Annotated in this window: 19 protein-coding genes; 8 read left to right on the forward strand and 11 right to left on the reverse strand. The window is 65.1% G+C overall.

The features are described 5' to 3' along the window. The first annotated feature begins 455 nt into the window (after nucleotides 1-455). Nucleotides 456-665 (forward strand): hypothetical protein, encoded by a 210-nt coding sequence (locus tag F0185_RS10025; RefSeq protein ID WP_167223910.1) that lies wholly within the window; start codon nucleotides 456-458, stop codon nucleotides 663-665. 58 nt (nucleotides 666-723) lie between these two features. After that, complete coding sequence (locus tag F0185_RS10030) at nucleotides 724-2883, forward strand: phosphocholine-specific phospholipase C (RefSeq protein WP_167224081.1); 2160 nt, start codon at nucleotides 724-726, stop codon at nucleotides 2881-2883. Between the two features lie 84 nt (nucleotides 2884-2967). On the opposite strand, the gene F0185_RS10035 is transcribed toward F0185_RS10030, so the two are convergent. Further along, nucleotides 2968-3768 carry an HDOD domain-containing protein gene (locus F0185_RS10035; RefSeq protein WP_167223912.1) on the reverse strand — a complete coding sequence of 267 codons (801 nt, stop codon included), beginning with the start codon at nucleotides 3766-3768 and terminating at the stop codon, nucleotides 2968-2970. Between the two features lie 530 nt (nucleotides 3769-4298). On the opposite strand from F0185_RS10035, the gene F0185_RS10040 reads away from it, so the two are divergent. Further along, complete coding sequence (locus F0185_RS10040) at nucleotides 4299-6614, forward strand: DUF6351 family protein (protein WP_167223914.1); 2316 nt, start codon at nucleotides 4299-4301, stop codon at nucleotides 6612-6614. Between the two features lie 31 nt (nucleotides 6615-6645). On the opposite strand, the gene F0185_RS10045 is transcribed toward F0185_RS10040, so the two are convergent. The 4 genes from F0185_RS10045 to F0185_RS10060 all read right to left on the reverse strand — a co-directional run bounded on the left by F0185_RS10045 (nucleotide 6646) and on the right by F0185_RS10060 (nucleotide 10747). After that, nucleotides 6646-8097, reverse strand: coding sequence for a glucose/sorbosone family PQQ-dependent dehydrogenase (locus F0185_RS10045; RefSeq protein WP_167223916.1), 1452 nt, complete (start codon nucleotides 8095-8097; stop codon nucleotides 6646-6648). Nucleotides 8098-8230: 133 nt separating this feature from the next. Further along, entirely contained in the window at nucleotides 8231-8797 is a 567-nt protein-coding gene (locus tag F0185_RS10050) for a hypothetical protein (protein ID WP_167223918.1), read from the reverse strand. A 15-nt stretch (nucleotides 8798-8812) separates the two neighbouring features. Beyond that, complete coding sequence (locus F0185_RS10055; protein ID WP_167223920.1) at nucleotides 8813-9658, reverse strand: hypothetical protein; 846 nt, start codon at nucleotides 9656-9658, stop codon at nucleotides 8813-8815. A 192-nt stretch (nucleotides 9659-9850) separates the two neighbouring features. Beyond that, complete coding sequence (locus F0185_RS10060; RefSeq protein WP_167223921.1) at nucleotides 9851-10747, reverse strand: CAP domain-containing protein; 897 nt, start codon at nucleotides 10745-10747, stop codon at nucleotides 9851-9853. Nucleotides 10748-10848: 101 nt separating this feature from the next. Between F0185_RS10060 and F0185_RS10065 the strand changes: the two genes are divergently transcribed. Beyond that, nucleotides 10849-11385 carry a DUF2058 domain-containing protein gene (locus tag F0185_RS10065; RefSeq protein WP_166896488.1) on the forward strand — a complete coding sequence of 179 codons (537 nt, stop codon included), beginning with the start codon at nucleotides 10849-10851 and terminating at the stop codon, nucleotides 11383-11385. A gap of 172 nt (nucleotides 11386-11557) precedes the next feature. Here the strand turns inward: F0185_RS10065 and F0185_RS10070 are convergent, their stop codons facing one another. The 4 genes from F0185_RS10070 to F0185_RS10085 all read right to left on the reverse strand — a co-directional run bounded on the left by F0185_RS10070 (nucleotide 11558) and on the right by F0185_RS10085 (nucleotide 14607). Continuing rightward, on the reverse strand, nucleotides 11558-12550 hold the full coding sequence (locus tag F0185_RS10070) for a GlxA family transcriptional regulator (protein ID WP_167223923.1): 993 nt from the start codon (nucleotides 12548-12550) through the stop codon (nucleotides 11558-11560). 30 nt (nucleotides 12551-12580) lie between these two features. Further along, entirely contained in the window at nucleotides 12581-13711 is a 1131-nt protein-coding gene (locus F0185_RS10075) for a DJ-1/PfpI family protein (protein WP_167223925.1), read from the reverse strand. Nucleotides 13712-13899: 188 nt separating this feature from the next. Then, nucleotides 13900-14319, reverse strand: a complete 420-nt coding sequence (locus F0185_RS10080; protein WP_167223927.1) for a hypothetical protein — start codon at nucleotides 14317-14319, stop codon at nucleotides 13900-13902. A gap of 84 nt (nucleotides 14320-14403) precedes the next feature. Beyond that, a complete protein-coding gene (locus F0185_RS10085; RefSeq protein WP_167223929.1) occupies nucleotides 14404-14607 on the reverse strand; it encodes a hypothetical protein in 204 nt (67 codons plus the stop codon). 211 nt (nucleotides 14608-14818) lie between these two features. On the opposite strand from F0185_RS10085, the gene F0185_RS34285 reads away from it, so the two are divergent. The 3 genes from F0185_RS34285 to F0185_RS10100 all read left to right on the forward strand — a co-directional run bounded on the left by F0185_RS34285 (nucleotide 14819) and on the right by F0185_RS10100 (nucleotide 16258). Further along, on the forward strand, nucleotides 14819-15058 hold the full coding sequence (locus F0185_RS34285; protein WP_187362480.1) for a hypothetical protein: 240 nt from the start codon (nucleotides 14819-14821) through the stop codon (nucleotides 15056-15058). 246 nt (nucleotides 15059-15304) lie between these two features. Then, a complete protein-coding gene (locus F0185_RS10095) occupies nucleotides 15305-15877 on the forward strand; it encodes a hypothetical protein (RefSeq protein ID WP_167223931.1) in 573 nt (190 codons plus the stop codon). A gap of 90 nt (nucleotides 15878-15967) precedes the next feature. After that, on the forward strand, nucleotides 15968-16258 hold the full coding sequence (locus F0185_RS10100; RefSeq protein ID WP_166896504.1) for a VldE C-terminal domain-containing protein: 291 nt from the start codon (nucleotides 15968-15970) through the stop codon (nucleotides 16256-16258). 19 nt (nucleotides 16259-16277) lie between these two features. On the opposite strand, the gene F0185_RS10105 is transcribed toward F0185_RS10100, so the two are convergent. Continuing rightward, nucleotides 16278-17279: a DUF4424 family protein gene (locus F0185_RS10105; RefSeq protein WP_167223933.1), complete on the reverse strand. Its 1002-nt coding sequence runs from the start codon at nucleotides 17277-17279 to the stop codon at nucleotides 16278-16280. A gap of 450 nt (nucleotides 17280-17729) precedes the next feature. Continuing rightward, entirely contained in the window at nucleotides 17730-18836 is a 1107-nt protein-coding gene (locus tag F0185_RS10110) for an alkene reductase (protein ID WP_167223935.1), read from the reverse strand. 226 nt (nucleotides 18837-19062) lie between these two features. On the opposite strand from F0185_RS10110, the gene F0185_RS10115 reads away from it, so the two are divergent. After that, nucleotides 19063-22377, forward strand: coding sequence for a DEAD/DEAH box helicase (locus F0185_RS10115; protein ID WP_167223937.1), 3315 nt, complete (start codon nucleotides 19063-19065; stop codon nucleotides 22375-22377). Nucleotides 22378-22390 lie beyond the last annotated feature (13 nt).

Genomic DNA, 22390 nt, shown 5'->3' on the forward strand with positions numbered 1-22390 from the left:
CGCTCTGCGAGCCGGTCTGTCCTGTGAAAGATAGCATGCGCAACGGGTTTTTGGGAGCTGTTTGGAAAGCCGCCGGGGCTGGCTGGCGACAGCGTGCGATTGCCGCCCTGCATCGCTGCAGGCGGCCAGCCGGGCTCGCGCGGATCACGCGAGCACGCCGCTGGCGGGCCTGGCGGGGAAGCCGGATCGGGCCGCCGTCAAGCCTGAATAAAGTACTTTCAGGAAAGGTTACTCCATAGAAAGTTGCCAGTCAAACATTGACTGGCGCCGGCCTGCGGAAAGTGCGCCGGCCCGCCTGAAAAGCAACACGCCGGATAGTTATCTCATCGATATCTGGAAATAATGTGTAATAGCAAGGTCATGCGGGTGTCACTCTGCCGTAACATTAGAGCAATATTATCTTTCTTGCCTGCAAGACAGGCCACGACCCTGATGATTTTTCAAGAAAGACCGCCATGCAGTATTGCCCGCCAACACCCCGCTGCACGCCCCTTGCCGCGCGCCTCCTGTTTGCCGCGCTGATGGGCGCGAGCCTGGCCGCCTGCGGCAACGACGACCCGGCGCCGGCCACGCCGGTCGCGCAAACGCCGGCGCCCGCGCCCGGCGCGGCCGATCCGTCGCGCGCCTGCAGCGCCAAGTCTGCCAGCATGCGTTGCGCCCCGTGAGCGCCGCTTTCCCTCGCGGGCACCTCGCGCCACCCGATAAAACCGACAAAAAATGACGATGACACCCACCAGCAGACGCGCGTTCTTGCGCCAGGCCGCCAAGGTCGGCGCTAGCGCCGCCGCGCTTTCCATGTTTCCGCCCGCGATCAGCCGGGCACTTGCGGTCGCGGCCAACAACCGCACCGGCACCATCCGGGATGTCGAGCATATCGTGATCCTGATGCAGGAAAACCGTTCCTTCGACCATTACTTCGGCACCCTGAAAGGGGTGCGCGGTTTCGGCGACCGCTTCCCGATCCCGCTGCCGGCCTCGAATGCAATGGGCAAGCACCGGGTCTGGTACCAGCTCAACGACAGCGTGCCGGCGGCGCCGCGCGTGATCGCGCCGTTCCACCTGAACACCCAGCAAAGCTTCAACGCCATGCGGGTGTCGGGCACGCCGCACAGCTGGCCGAACGCGCAGTACGCGTGGAACCACGGCATCATGGATACCTGGCCGACCCACAAGCAAAACCATTCGATGGGCTACTACAAGGAAGCCGATATTCCTTTCCAGTTCGCGCTGGCCAACGCGTTTACCATGTGCGACGCCTACCACTGCTCGTTCCAGGGCGGCACCAACCCGAACCGGGTGTACGCCTGGACCGGCGCCAACGACCCGCTCAAGCAGGGCCATGGCCCGGTGATCGGCAACAGCTATGACAGCGTCGAGCACGACCCGACCGGCGGCTACGCCTGGCTCACCTATCCGGAACGCTTGCAGGCGGCCGGCATCGGCTGGCAGGTGTACCAGAACATGGCCGACAACTTTACCGACAATCCGCTGGCCGGCTTCCGGCGCTTCCGCGATGCCTTCGCCAACCTGCCCGGGTCCGATCCGCAGTTGCGCGAACGGGGCATGAGCACGCGCGACCTCGACCAGCTCAAGCTCGACGTGCAGGGCAACAAGCTGCCGCAGGTGTCGTTCATCGTCGCCACGGCCGAAGGGTCGGAGCATCCCGGCCCGTCCAGCCCGGCGCAGGGCGCCGAGTACACCGCGGCCGTGCTGGACGCGCTGACCTCGAACACCGACGTCTGGAGCAAGACCGTGCTGTTCCTGATGTTCGATGAAAACGATGGCTTTTTCGACCACGTGCCGCCGCCTGCCGCGCCATCGTATGTGCAATGGAACAGCGACCCGAAGCAAGCGCTGCTGGCCGGCGCCTCGACCGTCAGCACCGTCGGCGAATATCATGAGATCGCTTCCACCGAAACCAGTGAAGCGGCGGCCCTCATGCACCGCCCGTACGGGCTCGGTCCGCGCGTGCCAATGTATGTGATTTCGCCGTGGAGCAAGGGCGGCTGGGTCAATTCGCAAGTGTTCGACCACACCTCGGTGATTCGGTTCATCGAAACCCGTTTCGGGGTGATGGAACCGACCATTACGCCGTGGCGCCGCGCCGTGTGCGGCGACCTGATGAGTGCCTTCAACTTCAAGGACCCGGACGGCGCCGCGTTTGCGACCGCCTTGCCGGACACCAAGGCGCTGGCCGCGCGCGCCCGCGCGCTGGGCGACACCAAGACCCCGGACCTGCCGCCCTTGCCCGAACTGCCGACCCAGGTGGCCGGCACGCGGCCCTCGCGCGCCTTGCCGTACGAGCTGCACGTGAGCGCGCGCGTGCATCCCGACAAGGTCGAGGTCGAACTGCTGTTCTCGAACACGGGCGCGGCCGCGGCGGTGTTCCATGTGTACGACCAGAACCAGCTGAACAAGCCGCCACGGCGCTACACGGTGGAAGCGGGCAAGGACTTGAACGGGGCCTGGGCGCTGGGCGAGCAGATGGGCAAGTACGACCTGTGGGTGCTGGGGCCGAACGGTTTTCACCGACACTTCAGCGGCACGGCGTCGCGCCAGGGGCCGCAGCCGGAAATCCAGGTGTGCTACGACATCGTCAACGGCGCCGTCTCGGCCAAGTTGCGCAACGACGGCGCGGTGGCGGCCACTTTTGTGCTCAAGGCTAACGCCTACTTCGATGCGCCGGCGTGGAATGTGACGGTGGCGGCCGGCGCCATATCGGAGCAAGCCTGGCCGCTGTGCGATTGCGGCAACTGGTACGACTTCAGCGTGCGCGTGACTGAACTGCCCGGCTACGTGCGGCGCTTTGCCGGCCGCGTGGAAACGGGCAAGGATGCGATCAGCGATCCGGCCATGGGCGGGCTGGCGCTGGCGGGGGATTAATCCGCGCCGGCTCGCTTGCTTGCCCACGCAAGCAGGAATGCCTCTGCAATGGGGCGGCAGGCCAGCCGGCGCTCACGGCGTCCGCTACGGCGCCGCCGAAAACGAACTATGCGAAGGGAACTTCTTCTTCATCCACTCGTCGTTCAGTTGCAGGGCGGTGACGATGTCGGCCGGCAGCGTATCGAGAATCTCCGGGTCGTCGCTCGGGGTATCGGCCAGCAGGCTGGCCAGGTGGATGATGGCGCCGAGTTTGCTGAACGGATGCGCCGCCATCGGGTCCGATGAGCATTCCAGCGCGCGCACGATCGGCACCGGAAAGTTCCAGCGCCGGCCCAGCTCGGCAGTAATTTCCCCTTCGCAAAACCCCAGCAAGCGCTGCTCGCGCTCCCAGCGTCCGCCCGGCAAATGCGGCTGCTGTTCGATTTCGGCGAACGCGCTCGGCTCGGCCTGGTAAATCAGCAGTTCGCCCAGGCGCACCATCATCCCGGCCAGCCAGGCATCCTGGCCGTCGTTGCCGAGGCCCGTCGAGAGCCACTTGGCGTAGCCGGCGCAAGCCATGCTGCTTTTCCAGAATTCATCGCTGTCGAGCCCTGGCAGGTCGGGAAACGATTCGGCGAAGCAAGCCGCCAGCGCCAGGGTGCGCACGTGCGCCATGCCGGTCATGGCGATGGCGTCGTCGAGCGAATTGACGCCGCGCGAGACGCCGAAGCGGGCGCTGTTGGCCAGCCGCATCAGCTTGGCGGTGAGCGATGGATCGCGCGCGATGATGGCGCTGATCGCCTTGGCCGAGGCATCTTCATCGTCCAGCGTCTTGATGAGCGCGTGGGCCACTTCGGAAATCACCGGGAGTTTGACGTTCTGAAAAAATGCGGAGAGTGCGGGCATGGGGCTTCCTTTTGAAGGTCAGTCGCGGCGTGAGGAAAGGGAGTGCGAACGGAACAGCGTGGACAGGACAAGGGCGTCGCCGCCGGGGTGTGCCGGGTGCGTCGGTTGATGAACGGCGGTGCGAAATCGGGCAGGCATGCTTCGGTGTTCCCCAGCTTGCGTTGATAATTCAGTCTACTCTGAGTAATGCCCCATGCAAACAGAATCCGTAGCGTCCAGGACATGCCGGCGCGGCGCGCGCAGGGGCGGCGCGCCGTTTCCTCTACGGGCGACTGGCGCGCCATGCGGCGTGCGTGGAAAAGCCGCTCCCGACGCTACTTGCCAAGGTGTTGTTTTAGCGTGCGCAAGGACCGGGCGCGCTGGCGTGCCGGTCACCACGGCCGCGCGCCAGCGTTGTGACATGGCGCGCCTGGCCCGATAATGGGGTGTCCGATGCTTCACGAAATTGACTATCGTCAATGCTGTCCGGGCGTCGCAGAGCAAGATTGAAGACTGGTCGGTCCCGTTCAATCACTCCGGAGGCAATTGCCATGACCCATTGGAACCCATCGTTCGCCGGCGCGCTCGCCGCCATGCTCGTGCCCGTCGTACTGGCCGGCTGCGGCGGCGCGGTACAGACGCCGGACAGGAAGCTGTCGCTGACCGTGTTGTCGAGCAAGCCGCACGAAGTGTCCGGCGGCGACGCCCGGATTGCCGTCAACGCGGCCCCGGATGCGCCCGGGAAGATGACATTCCTGCTCAATGGCCGGCCGATCGATCCGCCGATGGTGGCCGCCGGCACGCGCATGGAAGGGGTGGTGTCGGGCCTGGCCGACGGCGCCAATACGCTCGAGGTGCGCTACGCCGCCGATGGCGGCCGGGGTGCTTCGGCCGCGCTGGTGCTGACCAACCATCCGCTGAACGGTCCCATTTTCAGCGGCCCGCAGCAGCAGCCCTTCGTGTGCCGCACCCAGGAGTCGGGCCTGGGCCAGCCGCTGGTCGATAACCAGGACGGGGTCGGCCATCCGGTGTTCGACACGGTTGGCGGGCGCCCGATCGGCCACAGCAAGTCGTGCGCCATCAAGACCCAGATCCACTACTTCTATTTTAACGGCGAGGGCTTCAAGCCATTCGATGCCGCCACTGACTACGCCACGCCCCCGGCCGACCTGAAAACCGTCACGCTCCATGGCGCCAGCGTGCCGTATGTGGTGCGGGTCGAAGCGGGCACCATCAACCGTTTTGTGTACACCATCGCCATGCTGGCGCCGGTGGCGCAGGGCCAGGGTGCGGCGCCGGGCTTCGACAGCGCGTCCTGGAACCGCAAGCTGGTCTACTGGCTGCGCGGCGGCGTCGGCCTGGGCCACCAGCAGGGCACGGCGATCTGGTTCAGCAATGGCTTGCGCGGCATCGAGCGCCAGATTATTTCGCGCATCCTGGCGCAGGGCTATGCGGTGCTCAGTTCGTCCGGTAACGAAGCGGGCGTGCATTACAACATGCGCCTGGCCGAAGAAACCGCCATGATGAGCAAGGAGCGCTTCATCGAAGCGGTCGGCGTGCCCGCCTTCACGATCGGGATCGGCGGCTCGGGCGGGGCGGTGCAGCAGTATCTGTTCGCCCAAAACCGGCCGGGATTGCTGGACGCCGGCATTCCGGTGCAATCGTATCCGGACATGGTCACGCAAACCATCCCGGTGGCCGACTGCCCGCTGCTGGAGCAGTATTTCAACGGCGAGGTGGCGCGCGACCCGGCATCGACGTGGACAAGCTGGAGCCGGCGCGCGCTGATCGAAGGCTCGAACGCCAGCGATACGGTGGCCAATCCGGTCACCGGCAAACCCGGATCGACCGAATGCATCAACGGCTGGCAGGGCGCGGTGCCGACCGTGCTCAATCCCGTCTTCAAAGATCCGCGCTACGAGCTGGTGGCGCAAAATTACGGCTATCCGGCCGACGTCTTCGCCAAGGTCAAATGGACGCACTGGAATGACCTGGCCAATATCTATGGCACCGATGGCGACGGCCATGCCCCCAGCCCGGTCGATAACGTCGGCGTGCAGTACGGCCTTGGCGCGCTGGCGCAGGGACAGATCGGCAAGGATGAATTCTTGCGCATCAACGCCTGCGTGGGCAGCTGGAAGGAGCCGTCGCAGTTCGTCATGTGGGAGTCGGACAGCGATCCTTTCGACGCGCGCAACATGCAGCGCAGCGCAAGCTGCCGCGATCCGGGCGGCGTGCCGTCGCCACGGCGCATGGGCGACATGGCTGCCATGCACGCGGCCTATGCATCGGGCCACGTGTTTACAGGGCAGCGCCTGGATATTCCCATGATCGACGTGCGCCCGTACCTGGAGCCGTCGCTCAATATGCACAACGCGCGCCAGGCGTTTTCGGTGCGCGCGCGCCTGCTGGACGCCAACCACGCGGCGGCGAAGAACCAGGTGATCTGGTTCGCGGACGAGAAAGCCGATCAGAGTGCGCGCGCCCTCGATGCGCTGGCGGTGCTGGACCGTTACCTGAGCGACGGCGCAGCGCCCGCCGGCTTTACCGACCAGTGTTTCGATGCCAGCGGTGCGGTGATCGCCAGCGGACCGTCAAGCTGGGATGGGGTGTTGAACCAGCGGCCCAAGGGCGCCTGCAGCGCGGCTTTTCCGATCTTTGCCAGCCCGCGCATGGTGGCCGGCGACTCGATCAAGGGCGATGTCTTCAAGTGCAAGCTCAAACCGGTGGCCGCCGCAATGGGCGATGGCACTTATCCGGACGCGGCCCGCTTCAACGCGGACGACAGGCAGTGGCTGGAGCGGATCTTCCCGCAAGGGGTGTGCGACTATCGCGCCGGCGACCAGGGCCGGCCGGCGCGCTGGTGACAGCGCACGGCCCCGGATACGGCGGCGCTGCTTACCTGGCGCCGCTGTATTTGAAGACCAGGATCGCGCCCGGATTTTCCAGCTTGCTGGCCGGCGCACCGTTCTCGCCGGTGCCGAGCGAGCCTTCGACATCGGTGGCCACGTAAATGGTGGCGCCATCGGCGCTGACCACCACATCGCGATACCGGTTCACCGAGCGAAACAGCGGCTCGGCGTCACCGAGCGGCAAGTGACCTGCCGGATCGAGCCGCACGCGATAGATGGTGCCGCGTTTCAGGCTGCCGATCAGCAGCGAATTCTCCCATCCCGGCACGCCGGCCTTGCCGCCCTTGTAATAGGCGACCGAGGACGGCGCGACCGTGGGCCAGCAGATGTAATACAGGCTGTTTTCGGCGCACACCGGGTCCTTGAAACTGAAGCTGTTGTCGACCGTGTAGAAGGTTCTCAAAGGTTCCACAAAATCCGGATCGGACCATGCCGATTCCTTCTGCACCGGCACCCCCGGCGGCACGCTGGCGCCGTTCAAGGCCGGGTCTTTCACGCCCTCGCAGCCGCCTTCGGCCTTCGAATAATTGGCGTAGGCGTAGGCGGCGTTATCCTTGTAGCCGGCCACGTTCGGCCAGCCGTAATTGCGCCCGGCCAGGATCAGATTGAGTTCGTCGTCGGTATTCGGTCCCTGTTCGGTGGCGAACAGCTGGCCGGCGGGGCTGAACACCATGCCCTGGGTATTGCGGATGCCCCAGGCGTAGACATGGCTTTTCACGCCGTGGATGACCGGATTATCAAGCGGGATGGAGCCGTCCTGGTTCAGGCGCAGGATCTTGCCGCGATAGGCGCTCCAGTCGGCGGCGCGCACTTGGGCGGCGCTGGGCAGCACCTGCGCCTGGTTCGGCACGCACAGATAGGTCATCTGGTTGGCGCCCTGGTCGCCGATGGAATAGTACAGCTTCTGGTCGGGGCCGAACAGCAGGCGCGCCGACTGGTGGTCGTGCGAGGACGGCAAGCCTTTGATGACATCCTTCGGCGCACCGAGTTTGCCGGTCTTCGCATCGTAGGTATAGCGGCGGATCGCGGTACGGTTGGGAAAAGCGCCGCCGTCGCCGCTGGCGTACGAAAACGACACGTATACATAGTCGCGCCCGCGTTTCCTGAGCAGGTCCGGGTGCAGCGCCAGGCCGAGCAAGCCATCTTGCGCCTTGTCGGAAGAGACCACCTCGTCGATGGTGGCGATCACGGTTTTCTGGCCGCTGGCCGGATCGACGCGCAGCACGCGCTTGCCGGTCTGCTCGGTCAGCCACAGCTGGCCATCCGGTCCCAGCACCATATTGTGGGGATTGGCGAAGCCGCTCGCCAGCACGCTTTTGGTAAAGCCCGGCGGCAGCGGCGCGACCTTGGTCCCGGTCGGCGGGGGCGGTTCGGCCCATGCCGGTGCGCTGGCGGCCAGCAGGAGGATCAGGGTGTGCGCAAGGCCGTTACGGTGCATGTTCTCTCCCAGGGGCTGCGGGCCCGTTGATGTCGGTATGGTCAAGCAAGCAATATACGCTACTTGCATAAGCACGCGATTGGCCCAAAAAAAACGCCACCCGAAGGTGGCGTGATGGCGACAGCGGCGCTGTTTAGCGCGCCGCGATCCCGGCTTTGCCGCAGTGGGCCGCCAGGGCCGGCGCCATGCTGGCGAGCATGGTGTTGGTGGCATAGTTCAGGGCGGTGACGTGCTCCGACTGGGCGCCCCACATATTCGCCTTGCTGCCGGTGGCGCGGAATTTCTCCTGCGCCGCGCCTTGCGCCGTCACGTCCAGCGCCACCATGGCGTTGATGCGCATGTGGCCGAACCAGGTGTAGGCGCGGATCAGGCGCACATCGAGGTTGACCGCCTGCGGCACGGCGGTTTTGCTGTGCGAGACGGTGAAACCGTATTCTTTCAGCGCATCGAGGCTGGCGCTGACAAACGGTTCCGGGCTGTCGGTCGGCACCGGAAAATCGGCGCCGATACCGTCTTTGGTCGGGCGCTGGTCGCTGATGCTGACGATATTGATGGCGCAGGCGCCCGCGACCGGCTTGGCGACAACGTCGCTGCTGGCCGCTTCATAATTGAGCGCTACCTTGGTTTCGGCCGCGCCGGCGCTGACTGCCAGCAGGCACGACAACAAGGGGGCAAACAGGTGGATCGATGGTTTCATCATGGTCGGTTCCGCTTCTTATTGGGCGATGGAATACAGGTGGCCGTTGAGCGCACGGAGGACGGCGCGGCCGTTGCCGGATGCGAGCACGGGTGCGTTCTGCTGGGCCACACTGACACCCTGGATCATCGGAATGGTCCCTTTCGGCAGATCGGCGGCGTCGGCCGGGCCGGCCATCAGGTCGAGTTTCATCATCAGCATGATGTTGTCGATGGCGTCCTTGGACGCGCTGCGGTAGGCCGCGCCCTTGTTCTCGCCCCATGCCTTGAGCGAGTCCGTGCCGCCCGCGCCCAGCGGGCTGGAAACGAAGACATAGGTATTGAGGAAGGACTTCTGTTCCACGTTCGGGCGCGACAGGGTGGCCACCGAGCGCACGCTCAGCTGCTTGAAGTCGGGCGAGAAGGTGTAGCTGGTCTGAATGACCATCAGGCCCTTGCCGGCGCCGACCGCATTGACGCGGTCGGTGATCTGCTGCATCGTCGACGGCAGCGGCTGGGTTTCGACAGCGCCGAACTTGAGCGGCGTGCCGCTGGCCAGGTTGGCGGCCAGCGCCTGCAGGTAGTGCGAGCGGAAATCGTAGTCGTCGACCGAGGCGTAGAACGGGGCCAAGGTGCCGTGAATGGTGTTCTGGCGCGATTCGGCCACTTTCGAGTCGATGAATGCGCCGATCAGGCCGCCACCGAGGGCGGCGCTGGCGCCGAACGCTTCGGCGCGCACGATGATTTCGTCCTGGGGCAGCAGGCTCGTCACCGGCACCTGGGTCAATTCTTTCGCCGCCGGGTCGAGCGCGACCCGTGTCGGTGGCATGGTGCAGGCACTAAAGCACAGCGCCACAGCGCCGGCGATCACAATCCTTGATAACATTTCCGTTTTCCGTTCCGTCATTGGCCCTGCTTGCGGGACCATTATTGTAAATATATCCAGGCGGAATTTTACGGGGAAGTTGATTAATTCTGTAGATAACTATTTGTTTATTTTTAGAAAAAGTTGCGCTTGAGATCTTGTGGTCGTGTATTTATTGTGCATTGCAGCAGCCGCCGCTTGGCGGCCAGCAGCCTACCTGGCCGGGTCAAGCGGCGCGACCGGGTCCGCCAGCACCTGGGTCCAGTACACCCGCGCGCTCGCGCCGGCATGGTTGATGGCGTAGGCGGCGCCCATGTCGCTCAATTGCGGGTCCATCAGGTTGGCGCAGTGGCCCGGGCTGTCGAGCCATCCGGCGACCACCTCGTCGGGCGAATCCTGCCCGACTGCGATGTTTTCGCCGACGCGGCGCCACTGGTAGCCGGCCGCCAGCGCGCGTTCGCCGACCATGCGGCCATCTTTTCCGGTATGGCTGAAATAGCGCTTGCCGGCCATGTCGCCGCTGTGGCTCAGCGCCGCGGCGGCCAGTTCCTCGTTCCACACCAGCGGCGGCGCCGCCTCGAACGCTTGCGCGCCGCAGTTGCGGGCGCTGGCGCGGGCCCGGTTGGCCGCCTCCAGGATGCGCAGCCCGGCCTCGCGCGACGGCGGCAGGCGCGAGGCGGCCGAGGGCGGGGCCGGCTCGGCCAGCACGATCAGCCAGCTGTCGCCGGTGCGGCGCGCGCCCACGTGCGCAAAGCGGGCGTTTAGCAGCGTCTTGCAGTAGCTGCGTTCGATGCTGGCCATGACCCGCACCGGATCGGATACGCCCGCCACGTAAATCGCATCGGCCTGGGCCACCGGATAGCCGGCGCGCTCGATCGCCGGCGCCAGCAGGGTGCCGGCCGCCACCTGGACGTTGGACAAGGCCGGATGCGCCAGCAACGGCGCCGCCGGTCCCAGCGTGGCGCCCTGGCAGGTGTGCGGGACGGCGCGGTAGGCGTTGATCAGTTCGATGAGCGTGGTGCGTTGCTGGGCGCCGGCCGGCAGCGTGGCGAGAGCCAGGCAGGCGAGCAGCCAGCGCGGCGTGGCGGTGTGTGGAGCGAAGAATGTCATGCGGGGATTCTAACAGCGGCCGCATTTTTGCTATGCTATCGACTTTCCACCGGCTGGCGCCCTTGCCCGTGCCGGCGAACCACATTTACGGAGTAGTGCATATGGCCTCGTTGCAAGAGCAGTTTTTGAAAGCCGGCCTGGTCGACAAAAACAAGGCCAAACAGGCCAACCAGGAAAAGACCAAGCAGAAGAAGGTCGAGCGTCGCACCGGTACGCAGAGCGTCGACGAGGCCCGCCTGGCCGCGCTGGAGACCCAGCGCAAGAACGCCGAGCGGGCGCGCGAACTCAATGCCCAGCGCGACGCGGCCGCCAACGAAAAGGCGATCGTGGCGCAGATCGCCCAGATGGTGCAAAAGAACCGCCAGAGCAAGGGCAATGGCGATATCGCCTACAACTTCACCCACAATAACAAGATCGAGCGTTTTTATGTGTCGGCGGCGGTGCAGGCGCACCTGGTGGCCGGGCGGCTGGTGATCATCCGCCAGGGCGATTCGACCGAACTGGTGCCGCGCGTGATCGCCGACAAGATCGCCGAGCGCGATGCGTCGATCGTGGTGCGCGTGAACAAAGCCAGCACCGAGGTCGATGCGGACGATCCGTACGCGGCGTTCCAGATCCCCGACGACTTGATGTGGTAAGAGCCTATCCCAGTAGATCGGAGTCGCTGCTGGCGCGCCTGCCAAGCGAGTGCCGCGTTGCTCGTCGTTGCATGGCTAGCCATGCGGCCTCCTCGCGCCTTGCCCTCGCTTGCCATGCATCGCCATCAGCTTCCCCCGATCTACTGAGATAGGCTCTAAGCCAGCCGGCCGCTCACAACCCCGCGCGCTGCGAGAAGCGCGCGCGGTACTGCAGCGGATTGACGCCGAAATTGCGCAGGAAGACACGGCGCAGCGTTTGTTCTTCGGCATAGCCAATCTTTTTGCAGATGGCTTTCAAGGGCAGGGTGCTCGATTCGAGCGCCCGGCACGCCGCTTCCATGCGGATCGCCTCGACCGTCTTGGCCGGGGTGCGGCCCACGGTGGCGGCATACACGCGCACGAAGGTGCGCAGCGACATACTGGCCATCGCGGCCAGGCGCGCCACGCCCAGGTCTTCATCGATATGGGCGGCGATCCACGCATGTAAAGCCGCAAAATTGCCGTCATCGCGCGCCTGCGCCGCCAGCGGCACGCTGAACTGCGATTGTCCGCCGGCGCGCTTGATGAACATGACCAGCTGGCGCGCGGTCTGGATGGCGATCTGGTGGCCGTAGTCGGCTTCGATCAGCGCCAGGCTCATGTCGATGCCGGCCGTGACCCCGGCCGAGGTCCAGACGCCGCGATCATGGATGAACAGGGCGTCGGCATCGACGTCCACATCCGGGTGGCGCTGGCGCAAGCGCTCGACCCAGGCCCAGTGGGTCGCCACGCGGCGCCCTTGCAGTTGGCCGGCGGCGGCCAGCACAAAGGCCCCGCTGCACACCGAGCATAGCCTGCGCACGCCGCCCGCGTGTTCTGCGATCCAGCCGGCCAGCCGAGGGCTGACGGTAAATTCTTCTCCCTTGCAGCCGCCGGCGACGATCAGCGTATCGATGCCGGCGACATCGAGCGTGGCGACGGACTGCGTGTCGACCGCCAGACCGGCGCTGGACATGACGCTGCCGCCGCCCACCGACGCGATGACGGTCTGGTACAAGGCCGGCGCGCCGGCGGCCTGGCTCAAGCGGTCCGCCGTGGCAAACGCCTGCAGCGGCCCGGCCAGGTCGAGCAGGTTCATGTCGTCGTAGGCGAGGAAGACGATGCGGCGCGGTGGGGAAACGAGCATGCGTGTGATGTCAGTTAATCCGGACCCGCATTATCGCCGCTGCCACGGGTATTCGGTTTCCAGCACCACGAAGCGGGCGGCCGCCGCGCCGTAGCGGGTGGTGATGTCGCTCAGGGCCTTGTCCAGCACCTGGGCGGACGGCGTGGCGTCGAAGGCGGGCAGGGTCCAGTCCATCGGCCTGGCTTGTCCGCCAATCGGCTCGGGCATGAGCAGCAAGCCGTTGCGCGTTGTGACCTGCGCGCCGCTGTGCGCCAGCGCATGGACGCGGGCGCGCAGGGTGGCGGTGTAGGCGTCGGCGCTCAGGGCGAGCGCCAGTTCATCGACGCCGTCGGCGACCTCGATGCCGATATCGTCGCTGGGACGCAAGAAATACGCGGTCACGGCGCTAACGCGGTCGCCCAAGGTGAGGCGGAAGGCATCGCTGTCGTGGGTGGCGCTCCAGTCGGCTACGCCGAGCCGGGCGGCCAGCGCCTGCGCGCGTGCGGCGCCGCCGATCGCTTCGACCAGCGCCAGCGAGGTCGGTAACGCCGCGCTGATGCCGGCGCTGGTCACCAGCTTGCCGTCGGCGACATAGCGCGTGTTTTTCAGCCAGGTCGTCTCGGGGAACTGCTTGATGCGCGCCGCGTGGGTGCTCCAGTGGCCGGTGGCGCGGTGGCCGCGCGTCAGGCCGGCGTGGGCCAGCACGATCGAGCCATTGCAGATGCCGACCATGGTCGCGCCCCTGGCCGCCTGCGCGCCGATCCACGCCAGCAAGGCCGGGTCATCGGCGTGCTTGACGGCGGGGATGATGACGTAATCGGCGCCGTCGGGATAGCGCTGGTCGAATTCGGCGACGCTGGCGCCGGGCTGTATTGTCAAGGGCGGCAGCAGCAGCGGGCCGGCCCCGGTGGCCACGCCGATCACCTCGGCCACGCCCGACTGGGCCAGCACGCCGTAGGGCAGCACGTAGTCGGACATCACGGTGCCGGCGTTTTCGCCCACCACCGCGATCACCGGCCTGGCGCGGCCGAAGCGCGGCGCGTAAGGGGCGATTTTTTCGGCACTCCCGATCGTGGTGGTGGCGCCCGGTGCGGCGACGGCCGGGCCGTCCTGCGCGAACGAGGGGCCGCTGAAGGAGAGGGCGGCAAGTGCGATGAGCGCCAGCGGCGGGAATGCAGTCATGGGTCGGACTCCGGTCAGTCATTTAGATGAGGTTCTGGCCCGGATTGCTTATCGCATCCGGGGCCTGAGACGATCTTATGAGACCGCAGGCTTGGCGTAAATGACAAAATACGGTCAATTTGCGCCAGCCTGGAACGAAAAAAACGCCAACCCGCATGGGTTGGCGTTTTTTTGGGAGCTGCGCGATATTACTTGGTCGCTGGCGCCGCTGGTGTCGCTGGCGTTGCCGGCGTTGCCGCTGCCGTGACCACCGGCGCCGCGACGCCGCTGGTCGCCGGCGTGGCTTCCCTGGTCGCCTTGGCCGCCTTGGCATGCTTGGCGTGCTTGGTCTTTTTCTCGGTCTTCACTTCGGTCTTGGTGGTGACTTCTTCCTTCATGCCCGCAGCCGACTTGGTTTCCTTGACTTCGGTCTTGACCGAGTGCGTGTCCTTGGCGCCGTGGGCATCCTTGGTGTCGGTCTTGACGACGGTGGTTTCTTTGGTGTCGGTCTTGACCACATGCGCTTCGGTTTTCGCCGCCGGCGCCGGCGCCGCGGCAGGCGCTGGAGCCTGGGCGAAAGCTGCGGTTGCGAACAGGCCGGTGATCAGGGTAGCGATAGTTTTTTTCATGATGTGGTTTCCTTGGAATTGGTATAAACGGTTTATATTTTTATGTATGGTGAGGCTTGCTTACTTGCTTACTTGCTTACTTGCTTACTTGCTTGCCTGGGGCGCCGGCTTGGCGGCTGGCGCGGCAGTCTTGATGTCCGTGCCTGGTGCTTTGACGTCGGCTTTGGTTTCAACCTTGACTTCGGCCTTCGCTACCGGTGCTGCTGGCGCCGGGGCCGGCGTGGGAGCTTGTGCAAACGCAGCGCTGGCGAACAGTCCGGTGGTCAGGGTAGCGATTACTTTTTTCATGGTCAGTCCTTTTTCTGGTTTGAGGTTCGGTACACAGTTGCCGTGTCACTGAGCTGAAAACGCTGCCCGCAACCGATGAGTTGACGACCTTTACACGCGCTTACAACTTGCGCTATCTGCTTACAACTCGGCATGTTTCCGTATCGCGCCGCCATTTTTATGGCATGCGTGAAAATGTTGTCGCAGCGCCTACGTAGAACTCCTGATCGGCGTGTTCATCGACGACATCCTGCGCAGCGGCAAGGGCATGATGGATGTGGTGCCGGTCGGCGCCAAGGGCGATGCCGGGCGCGAGCGCATTTTGGTCTACCGCACCAACAAGGACTGGGACTGGACCATCGTCGGCGTGGCCTTTGCCGACGAGGTGACGCAGGAAGCCGCTGCGGCGCAGGCCATGCAGGAGATGGCGGCCGAACTGGAACGCACGGTGAGCATTTTCAAGCTGGAATAAGTTACCCGGCGCCCCGCAAGGGGGTGATCCTTCCGATGGCCGGCCCGCGTTGCAGCGCGTGCCGGCCATTGTCGTTTTCCAGCGCGTGCCTGTTACTTGCACGCATCACTTTTCTCTTGTTTCAGAAACAAGTTTTGCTTAAGCACCTCGCATGATAATATTGTCAATATTAAATCCGCCAGCTTGTCGTTTCCGCCAAATGGGTGGATGCCGCTTGGCCTGCAAGCGTTCAATCAAAGGACATGTATGACAATTCGCCCGATGGGTCTGATTTTTGCCGTGGCGCTGTGCGCCAGCGCCGGGGTGTCTGCCCGGACCAGCATGGAAAGCGTGTACACCAACCTGGAGGGCAAGTCGTGCAAGAAAGTCGTCGATGACAAAACCACCGGCGCCTACACGCTGACCTGTCCGGGTGCCGGCAAGTTCGCGCTGCAAGTGCTCGACGACGATGATCGCAGCTCGGTCAATCTCGTCGGCCCGGAAAAACACGTCTTCGAGCTCGATTACTGGACCGTGGTCACGCCCGGGTTTTCCTCGCTGGGAAAAAAGGCGGAATGGCGCGTGGCCAAAATTGACGGCAAGATTGTTCCGGCCGCCTTGATTGTGCGCGTCAACGGCACCGATCAATCCGATCCCGAGCATCCGAAGCGCGTGCCCTTGCTGGCCGTGGCGCAGATTCGCAAGACCGAAGCGTGCGTGGTGAAAACCATCGGCGCCGGCTCCGCCAACGCCAACACCGAGGCGCGGGCGATTGCCGACGGCCCGGAACTGCCCTGTTTGAAATCCCTTATGCCCACCAACCAGTCGAAAAAAGGATAACGTATGGCCCAGCCATCATTAGCATGCAAGCGAGCACTAACTGACGCAACCTCACTGTGCCCAAAGCGCAGCCGCATCTCGGACGGCCTGATGGGCGACTCCGCGCACCAGGCCAGGAAGAGCGACCATAACGACGGCAATGCGTTCGACCTGACCCATGATCCGGACAATGGCGTCGATTGCAATTTGTTCGCCAAGCTCGCGCTGCTCGATACGCGCACCACCTATGTGATCTGGAACAGGCAGATCTGCAATGTCAGCGATGGCCAGTGGAAGCCGTATCACGGCAAAAACGGCCACACGCACCACATGCATGTATCGATCAAGGCCGCCTTGCGCAATGTGGCCTCGCCGTGGCCTTGGGCGTCGATCGAATCGTAAGCCGGCGCCGGCCGGCCGCTCACTTGGCGAGCACCGGCATCACGCCGCTGCTCTCCGATGCCGCGTTGATGTCGATGTTGCCGAAGTAGACTTGCAGATCGTCGGCCGGCTGGAAATTCGACAGGCGCACCTGGAAGGTGTTGGCGTCGATCTTCCTGAACGTGCCGGGGAAGCACAGGCTGACGATTTCCGCCGGATGGCGCTTGATGACGTTGAGCGTAAAGTCGTCGATGCCGCGCTTCCAGGTATTGCCGGTCTTGAGGATGTACGACACATGTTCGGCCGGCACCAGGCGGTCCGGGGTACGCGCCGCCAGTTTCTTCCAGGTGCCGAGGAACTCCTTGTCGGCGCAGTAGGTTTTTGCGACCTCCTCATTCATGCCCCATTCGCCGGGGCCGCCGGACACGAAGGGCCGGTACGCATGATGCACGCGCACCACTTTCCCGGCCGGGAACACCTGCTTCCAGATGTAATTCACCTGCACCTCCCAGACCGGCCCGGTGTCGCCGTCGGCGCCCTGCTCGAGCAGATTGAGGCTGCTCAGTTGCTGGCGCTGTTTCGCCGTCAGCGGCGCTACCTTGGTCTTTGATGCGAAACTGCTGTTGAAGGCAATCTGGGCGTCGCTCAGGCCGAGCTTTTTGAGCTGGGCAGTGATGTCTTCTTTTGCGTGCAAGGCAATCACGCGGGTGCTGAAGCCGACCGCCTTGCCATCGACCTTGATCGAAAACCCCGCCGGCTGGCCGTAATACGTGTCGCTGTCTTGCTTCATGGCCTGATAGGCGGGCAGCGGGAACACGATCGTTTCTTCCAAATCACTCGACGATTCATTGACGAATTCGTAGTCCACGCTGATCAGGCTGCGGCTAACGTTGAGCACTTCCTTTTTCATGGCAATGGCGTCGGTCTTGCGGAACACGATGCCGCCGGCGCTGACGCCGGCAATGCCGTCGTTGGCCAGCGCGAGGACGGGAAGAAGGAGGGCGGCGAGGGCGGCTGTGCGTGGCGTTGTGAGTCGTGTCATGGCTGTGTGCTTTTTCGAGGGCGAGGGACGGCGGCGCAAGATTGATGAGATGGAAACTATATCGGAAACTGACGGTGGTGGTGGCGGTGTTCTTCTGGCGCGGATTTTTCCTCGACGCGGCAAGGCCGGCCGCAAAGTGACGCCGCCGGCGCGCCATCTGCTCCTTGCGTGATCTAACGTACGGACGAGATCGCTTTTGGAAGGCATTCTGTCTACATCGACACCGCACAACTTCTACAGGAGCACGATCATGGGTAAATATGTCATTGGCTGGATGCTGGGAATTCCGACCGTCGTACTGGTGGTTCTGTATTTCATCTTTAACTGATACAGCAAGGCCTGGCCATGAAGCCGGGCCGGACAGGACGATGTCCTGTCGCCGCAACTGAAAACGCCACCCTCGGGTGGCGTTTTTGTTGCTCAGCGGGCGGCGATGGCTTGCACCGTCACTCAGGCGGCCTGGGCGAGCGTCGGATAGTCGGTATAGCCGTGCGCGCCGCCGCCGTAGAAGGTCGACTGGTCCGGTGCGTTGAGTGCGGCGCCGGCGCGGAAGCGCTCGACCAGGTCCGGGTTGGCCAGGTACGGCCGGCCGAAAGCGATGGCGTCGGCGACCCCGCTGGCGATCAGCGCGTCGCCCTCGGCGGCCGTGTAGCCGCCGCAGAAAATGAGCAGGCCGCCGAACGCTGCGCGGATCTGGCGCCGGAACGCATCGGTCAGTTCTTCACCGCCAGCCCAGTCCGGTTCGGCGATGTGCAGGTAAGCGATGCCGCGGCGCTGCAATTCGGCGGCCAGGTACAGGGCGCTTGCTTCGGCTTCCTGGTCGGCGATGTCGTGGCCGACGAAATGCGGCGACAGGCGCACTCCAACGCGCTCGGCACCGATTTCGGCGATGGCCGCGTCGACCGCCTCGAGCGCCAGGCGCGCGCGGTTTTCAAGCGAGCCGCCGTAGGCATCGGTGCGCTGATTGGTGTTGGTGGACAGGAACTGTTGCAGCAGATAGCCATTCGCCGCGTGTACCTCGACCATGTCGAAACCGGCGCGCTGGGCCCGGGCCGTGGCCTGGCGGTATTGCGCGATGATGCCAGGCAGCTCGTCGGTGGCCAGGGCGCGCGGGGCGCCGGTCGGCACGTTGGCGGAGGTTCCGTCGGCTTGCACGACGAAGCATTTGCTGGTGGCCGCAATCAATGCCGAAGGCGCGACCGGGTCGGCGCCGCCGGCCTGCAACAGCGGATGCGAGATGCGGCCCACGTGCCAGAGTTGCGCCGCGATCCGGCCGCCCCGCGCATGCACGGCAGCGGTGACTTTTTTCCAGCCGGCTTCCTGCTCGTCACTGTAGATGCCGGGCGTCCAGGCATAGCCCTGGCCTTGCTGCGAGATTTGGGTGGCTTCGGAGACGATCAGGCCGGCGCCTGCGCGCTGGGCATAGTATTCGGCATTCAACGCGGTGGGGACATCGCCCGGCTGGCCTGCGCGCGAGCGCGTCAGCGGCGCCATGACGACACGGCTGGACAGGGTGAGTGCGCCAGCCTTGACGGGCGATAATAAGTGGTCGTACATATGTTCTCCTGGAGAGGGAAGATTGGATAGCAAACAGCGCTAATTCGTTTGGGTTGAATTAGACCGGTCGTCTAGTGTAGCACTAAAAAGAAATCCCGCAGGCACGGTGCGCACTGGCCGCTGGCCTGCCCTGCGTCGGGAACCATCGCATCGTGAGCAAGTCTTATAGCGGGAACGGCGCGTACGCTGCGATAATAGCGGCCATCTTTCCGCGCCCTGACTTGCCATGTATGTTCCTATTTTCGACGACGACGACATTCAAAAAAACACCGGTGAGGCGAGCTACGCGCGCGGCAGCGACTACTACCGGCGCGGCAAGGTGTATTCCTGCCGTGTGCACGGGGGCGACATCGTGGGCACGGTCGGCGGCAGCGGCCGCCAGGTCTATGAGCAAACGATCGAAGTGAGCGAGGATGGCGGGCTGATGATCGACGGCAGTTGCAGCTGTCCCATGGAATACAACTGCAAGCACGTGGTCGCCGTCCTGCTGGCATATTTGCAGCGCCAGGATGGGCAAGCACCGTCCGCGCCGGCGTTGCCGTATGCCAGCACCACCTGGCTCGACCGGCTTGCACGGGCGGCCGCCGCGGCCGATGTCGCCGCTGCGGGCAAGCCGCTGTCGCAATTGATCTTCGTTTTCGTGCCATCCAAGCAAAATAGCGGCTTGGAACTGGCGCTCTGCCGTTCGTTTCCGCGCTCGGGCGGCGGCTATACCAGCGCCAGTGCGATCACGCAAGGCTACGAGCTGGTCGCCGAAGCGGCCAGTGGCGGCGCGCAGGGCGAATTGATCCGCTTGTTCCTCGCCTTGCGGGCCGATGGCGACGCCTACGGCGCGGTGGCCCAGCCACGCGGCGCGCTCGGTGCGCAGTTGCTCGCACAATTGCTGGACCAGGGCTTGCTGCTGCGGGCCGGCTCGCGCAAGGACCTCAAGGGCAAGATGCGGCAGCTGAAACGCGGCGCGCGGCGCGCCGCCGCGCCGGCCTGGCGCAACACGAACGGCATCATCAGCCTGGCCTGGGAGGGCGAGGGCGGCGCCATCGACACCATCCTGGCGACCGATCCGCCGATGTACCTGAATGACGACGAGGTGGGCGAGCTCGACTTGCCGGCCGCGCTGCGCGGCTTGCCCACGGCGGCCCTGCTGGAGCTGGTCCGGCAGGCGCCCCAGGTCGAAGCGGCGCAGGCGGCGCGTTTTTGCACTGAAATGCAAGCCTTGCAACTGGACCGGCTGATGCCGCTGCCGCCCCTACCGCACGTGACCTTGCGCAGCGATATCCCTTGCACCCCCTATCTTTTACTGGGCAGCATGGAGAGCGCCGCAGCTTGCCACGATTACGCCGTGTTGGCCTTCGATTACGACGGCAAGCGGGCCTCGGCCGACCCCAGCCAGCGGCTGATACGCACGAGCGCAAACGGCAGCGAGCAGATCGAGCGCGACGGCGGCGCCGAGACGCTGGCCCATGCCACGCTGGAAGGCTTTGGCTTTCGGCCCAGCAGCGCGCCCGCGCTGAAGCGCTTTGCGGGGGCGCTGGAGCTGGCCGACAACGACGCCTGGCTCGAATTCGGCCGCGCCGGCCTGCCGGCCTTGCGCGCCCGGGGCTGGCTGCTGGAACTGGCGCCCAGCTTCCGCTTCGACGTGCGCGCGATCGACGACTGGTACGCCGACGTCGACCCGGGAGGCGAGGGCAATGCCTGGTTCGAACTGGAACTGGGCATCGTGGTCGAGGGCGAGCGCGTGCCCCTGTTGCCGATCCTGTTGCAACTGATCCGCAGTGCGCCCATGGAGTTCGATGCGCAGGCGCTGGCGGCCCATGCCGACAGCGACGTGCTGATGGCGCGCCTGCCCGGCGGCGCGCGCGTGGCCCTGCCCTGGAGCCGCATCCGGCCGATCCTGAGCACCCTTGGCGAACTGTATTTTCTGGAACGCATCGGCAACGCCATCCGCCTGCCCAGCCTGGACGCGGCCCGCCTGGCCGAGCTGGAGGCGGGCGCCCGCCTGCGCTGGATCGGCGGCGAGCGCTTGCGCGCCCTCGGCCAGCGCCTGGCCGGCTTCGACGGCGTGCAAGCGGTGGCGCCGCCGCGCGGCCTGCAAGCGACCTTGCGCAGCTACCAGCAAGAGGGCGTGGCGTGGATGCAGTTCCTGCGCGAATTCGGCCTGGCCGGCATCCTGGCCGACGACATGGGTTTGGGAAAGACCATCCAGACGCTGGCCCATATCCTGCTGGAAAAGGAAGCGGGGCGGCTGGACCGCCCGGCACTGGTTGTCGCACCCACCAGCCTGATGGGCAACTGGCAAGATGAAGCGGCGCGCTTCGCGCCATCGCTGCGCGTGCTCCTGCTGCATGGGCCAGACCGGACAGAACGCTTTGGGGAGATGGCCAGCTGCGACCTGGTCCTGACCACCTATGCGCTGCTGCCGCGCGACGAGGCGGCCTTGCTGGGGCAAGAGTTCCATCTGTTGATCCTGGACGAGTCGCAATACATCAAGAACCACCGCAGCAAGGCAGCCGGGACGGCCGCCCTGCTGCGCGCGCGCCACCGCTTGTGCCTGACGGGCACGCCGCTGCAAAACCACCTGGGCGAATTGTGGTCGCAATTCCACTTCCTGCTGCCGGGACTGCTGGGCGACGAGAAGCAATTTAACAGCGACTTCCGCAAGCCGGTCGAGCGTGACGGCGACGCCGGCCGCAACGCCTTCCTGACGCGCCGCATCAAGCCGTTCCTGCTGCGCCGCACCAAGGACCACGTGGCCAAGGAATTGCCCGCCAAGACCGACATGCTGCGCGAAGTCACCCTGGCCGGGGCGCAGCGCGACCTGTACGAGACGGTGCGCCTGGCGATGGACAAGAAGGTGCGGGCGGCGATTGCCAGCAAGGGCGTGGCGCGCAGCCAGATCGTGATCCTGGAAGCGTTGCTCAAATTGCGCCAGGTGTGCTGCGATCCGCGCCTGGTGGCCATGAGCGGCGCGCGCAAGAGTGCCGCGCCGTCGGCCAAGCTGGCCGAGTTGACCGGCATGCTGGACGAGTTGCTCGACGAGGGCCGCAAGATCCTGGTGTTTTCCCAGTTCACCAGCATGCTGGCGCTGATCGAAGAGGAACTGCGCGCGCGCAATATCCCCTACGCCTTGCTCACGGGCGACACCAAGGACCGTCGCGCGCAGGTGGCGGCGTTCCAGGGCGGCAAGGTGCCGGTCTTCCTGATCAGCCTGAAGGCGGGCGGTGTCGGCCTGAACCTGACGGCGGCCGACACCGTGATCCATTACGATCCGTGGTGGAACCCGGCGGTGGAGAACCAGGCTACCGACCGTGCCTGGCGCATCGGCCAGGACAAGCCGGTGTTCGTCTACAAGCTGATCGCCAAGGACACGCTGGAGGAAAAAATCCAGGAGATGCAGCATCGCAAGGCGGCGCTGGCCGGCGCGGTGCTCAGCGGCGGCGATACGCAGGGATTGCAGATTACCCAGGAGGATTTGCAGGGCATATTCGCGCCGCTGGAGGCGGCGCCGGCGCCGGCGCGGCGTACTCGAGTCGTAAGCGCTTGAGACAGCATGAGAT

Source organism: Massilia rubra, assembly GCF_011682065.1.
GTDB lineage: Bacteria > Pseudomonadota > Gammaproteobacteria > Burkholderiales > Burkholderiaceae_D > Telluria_A > Telluria_A rubra.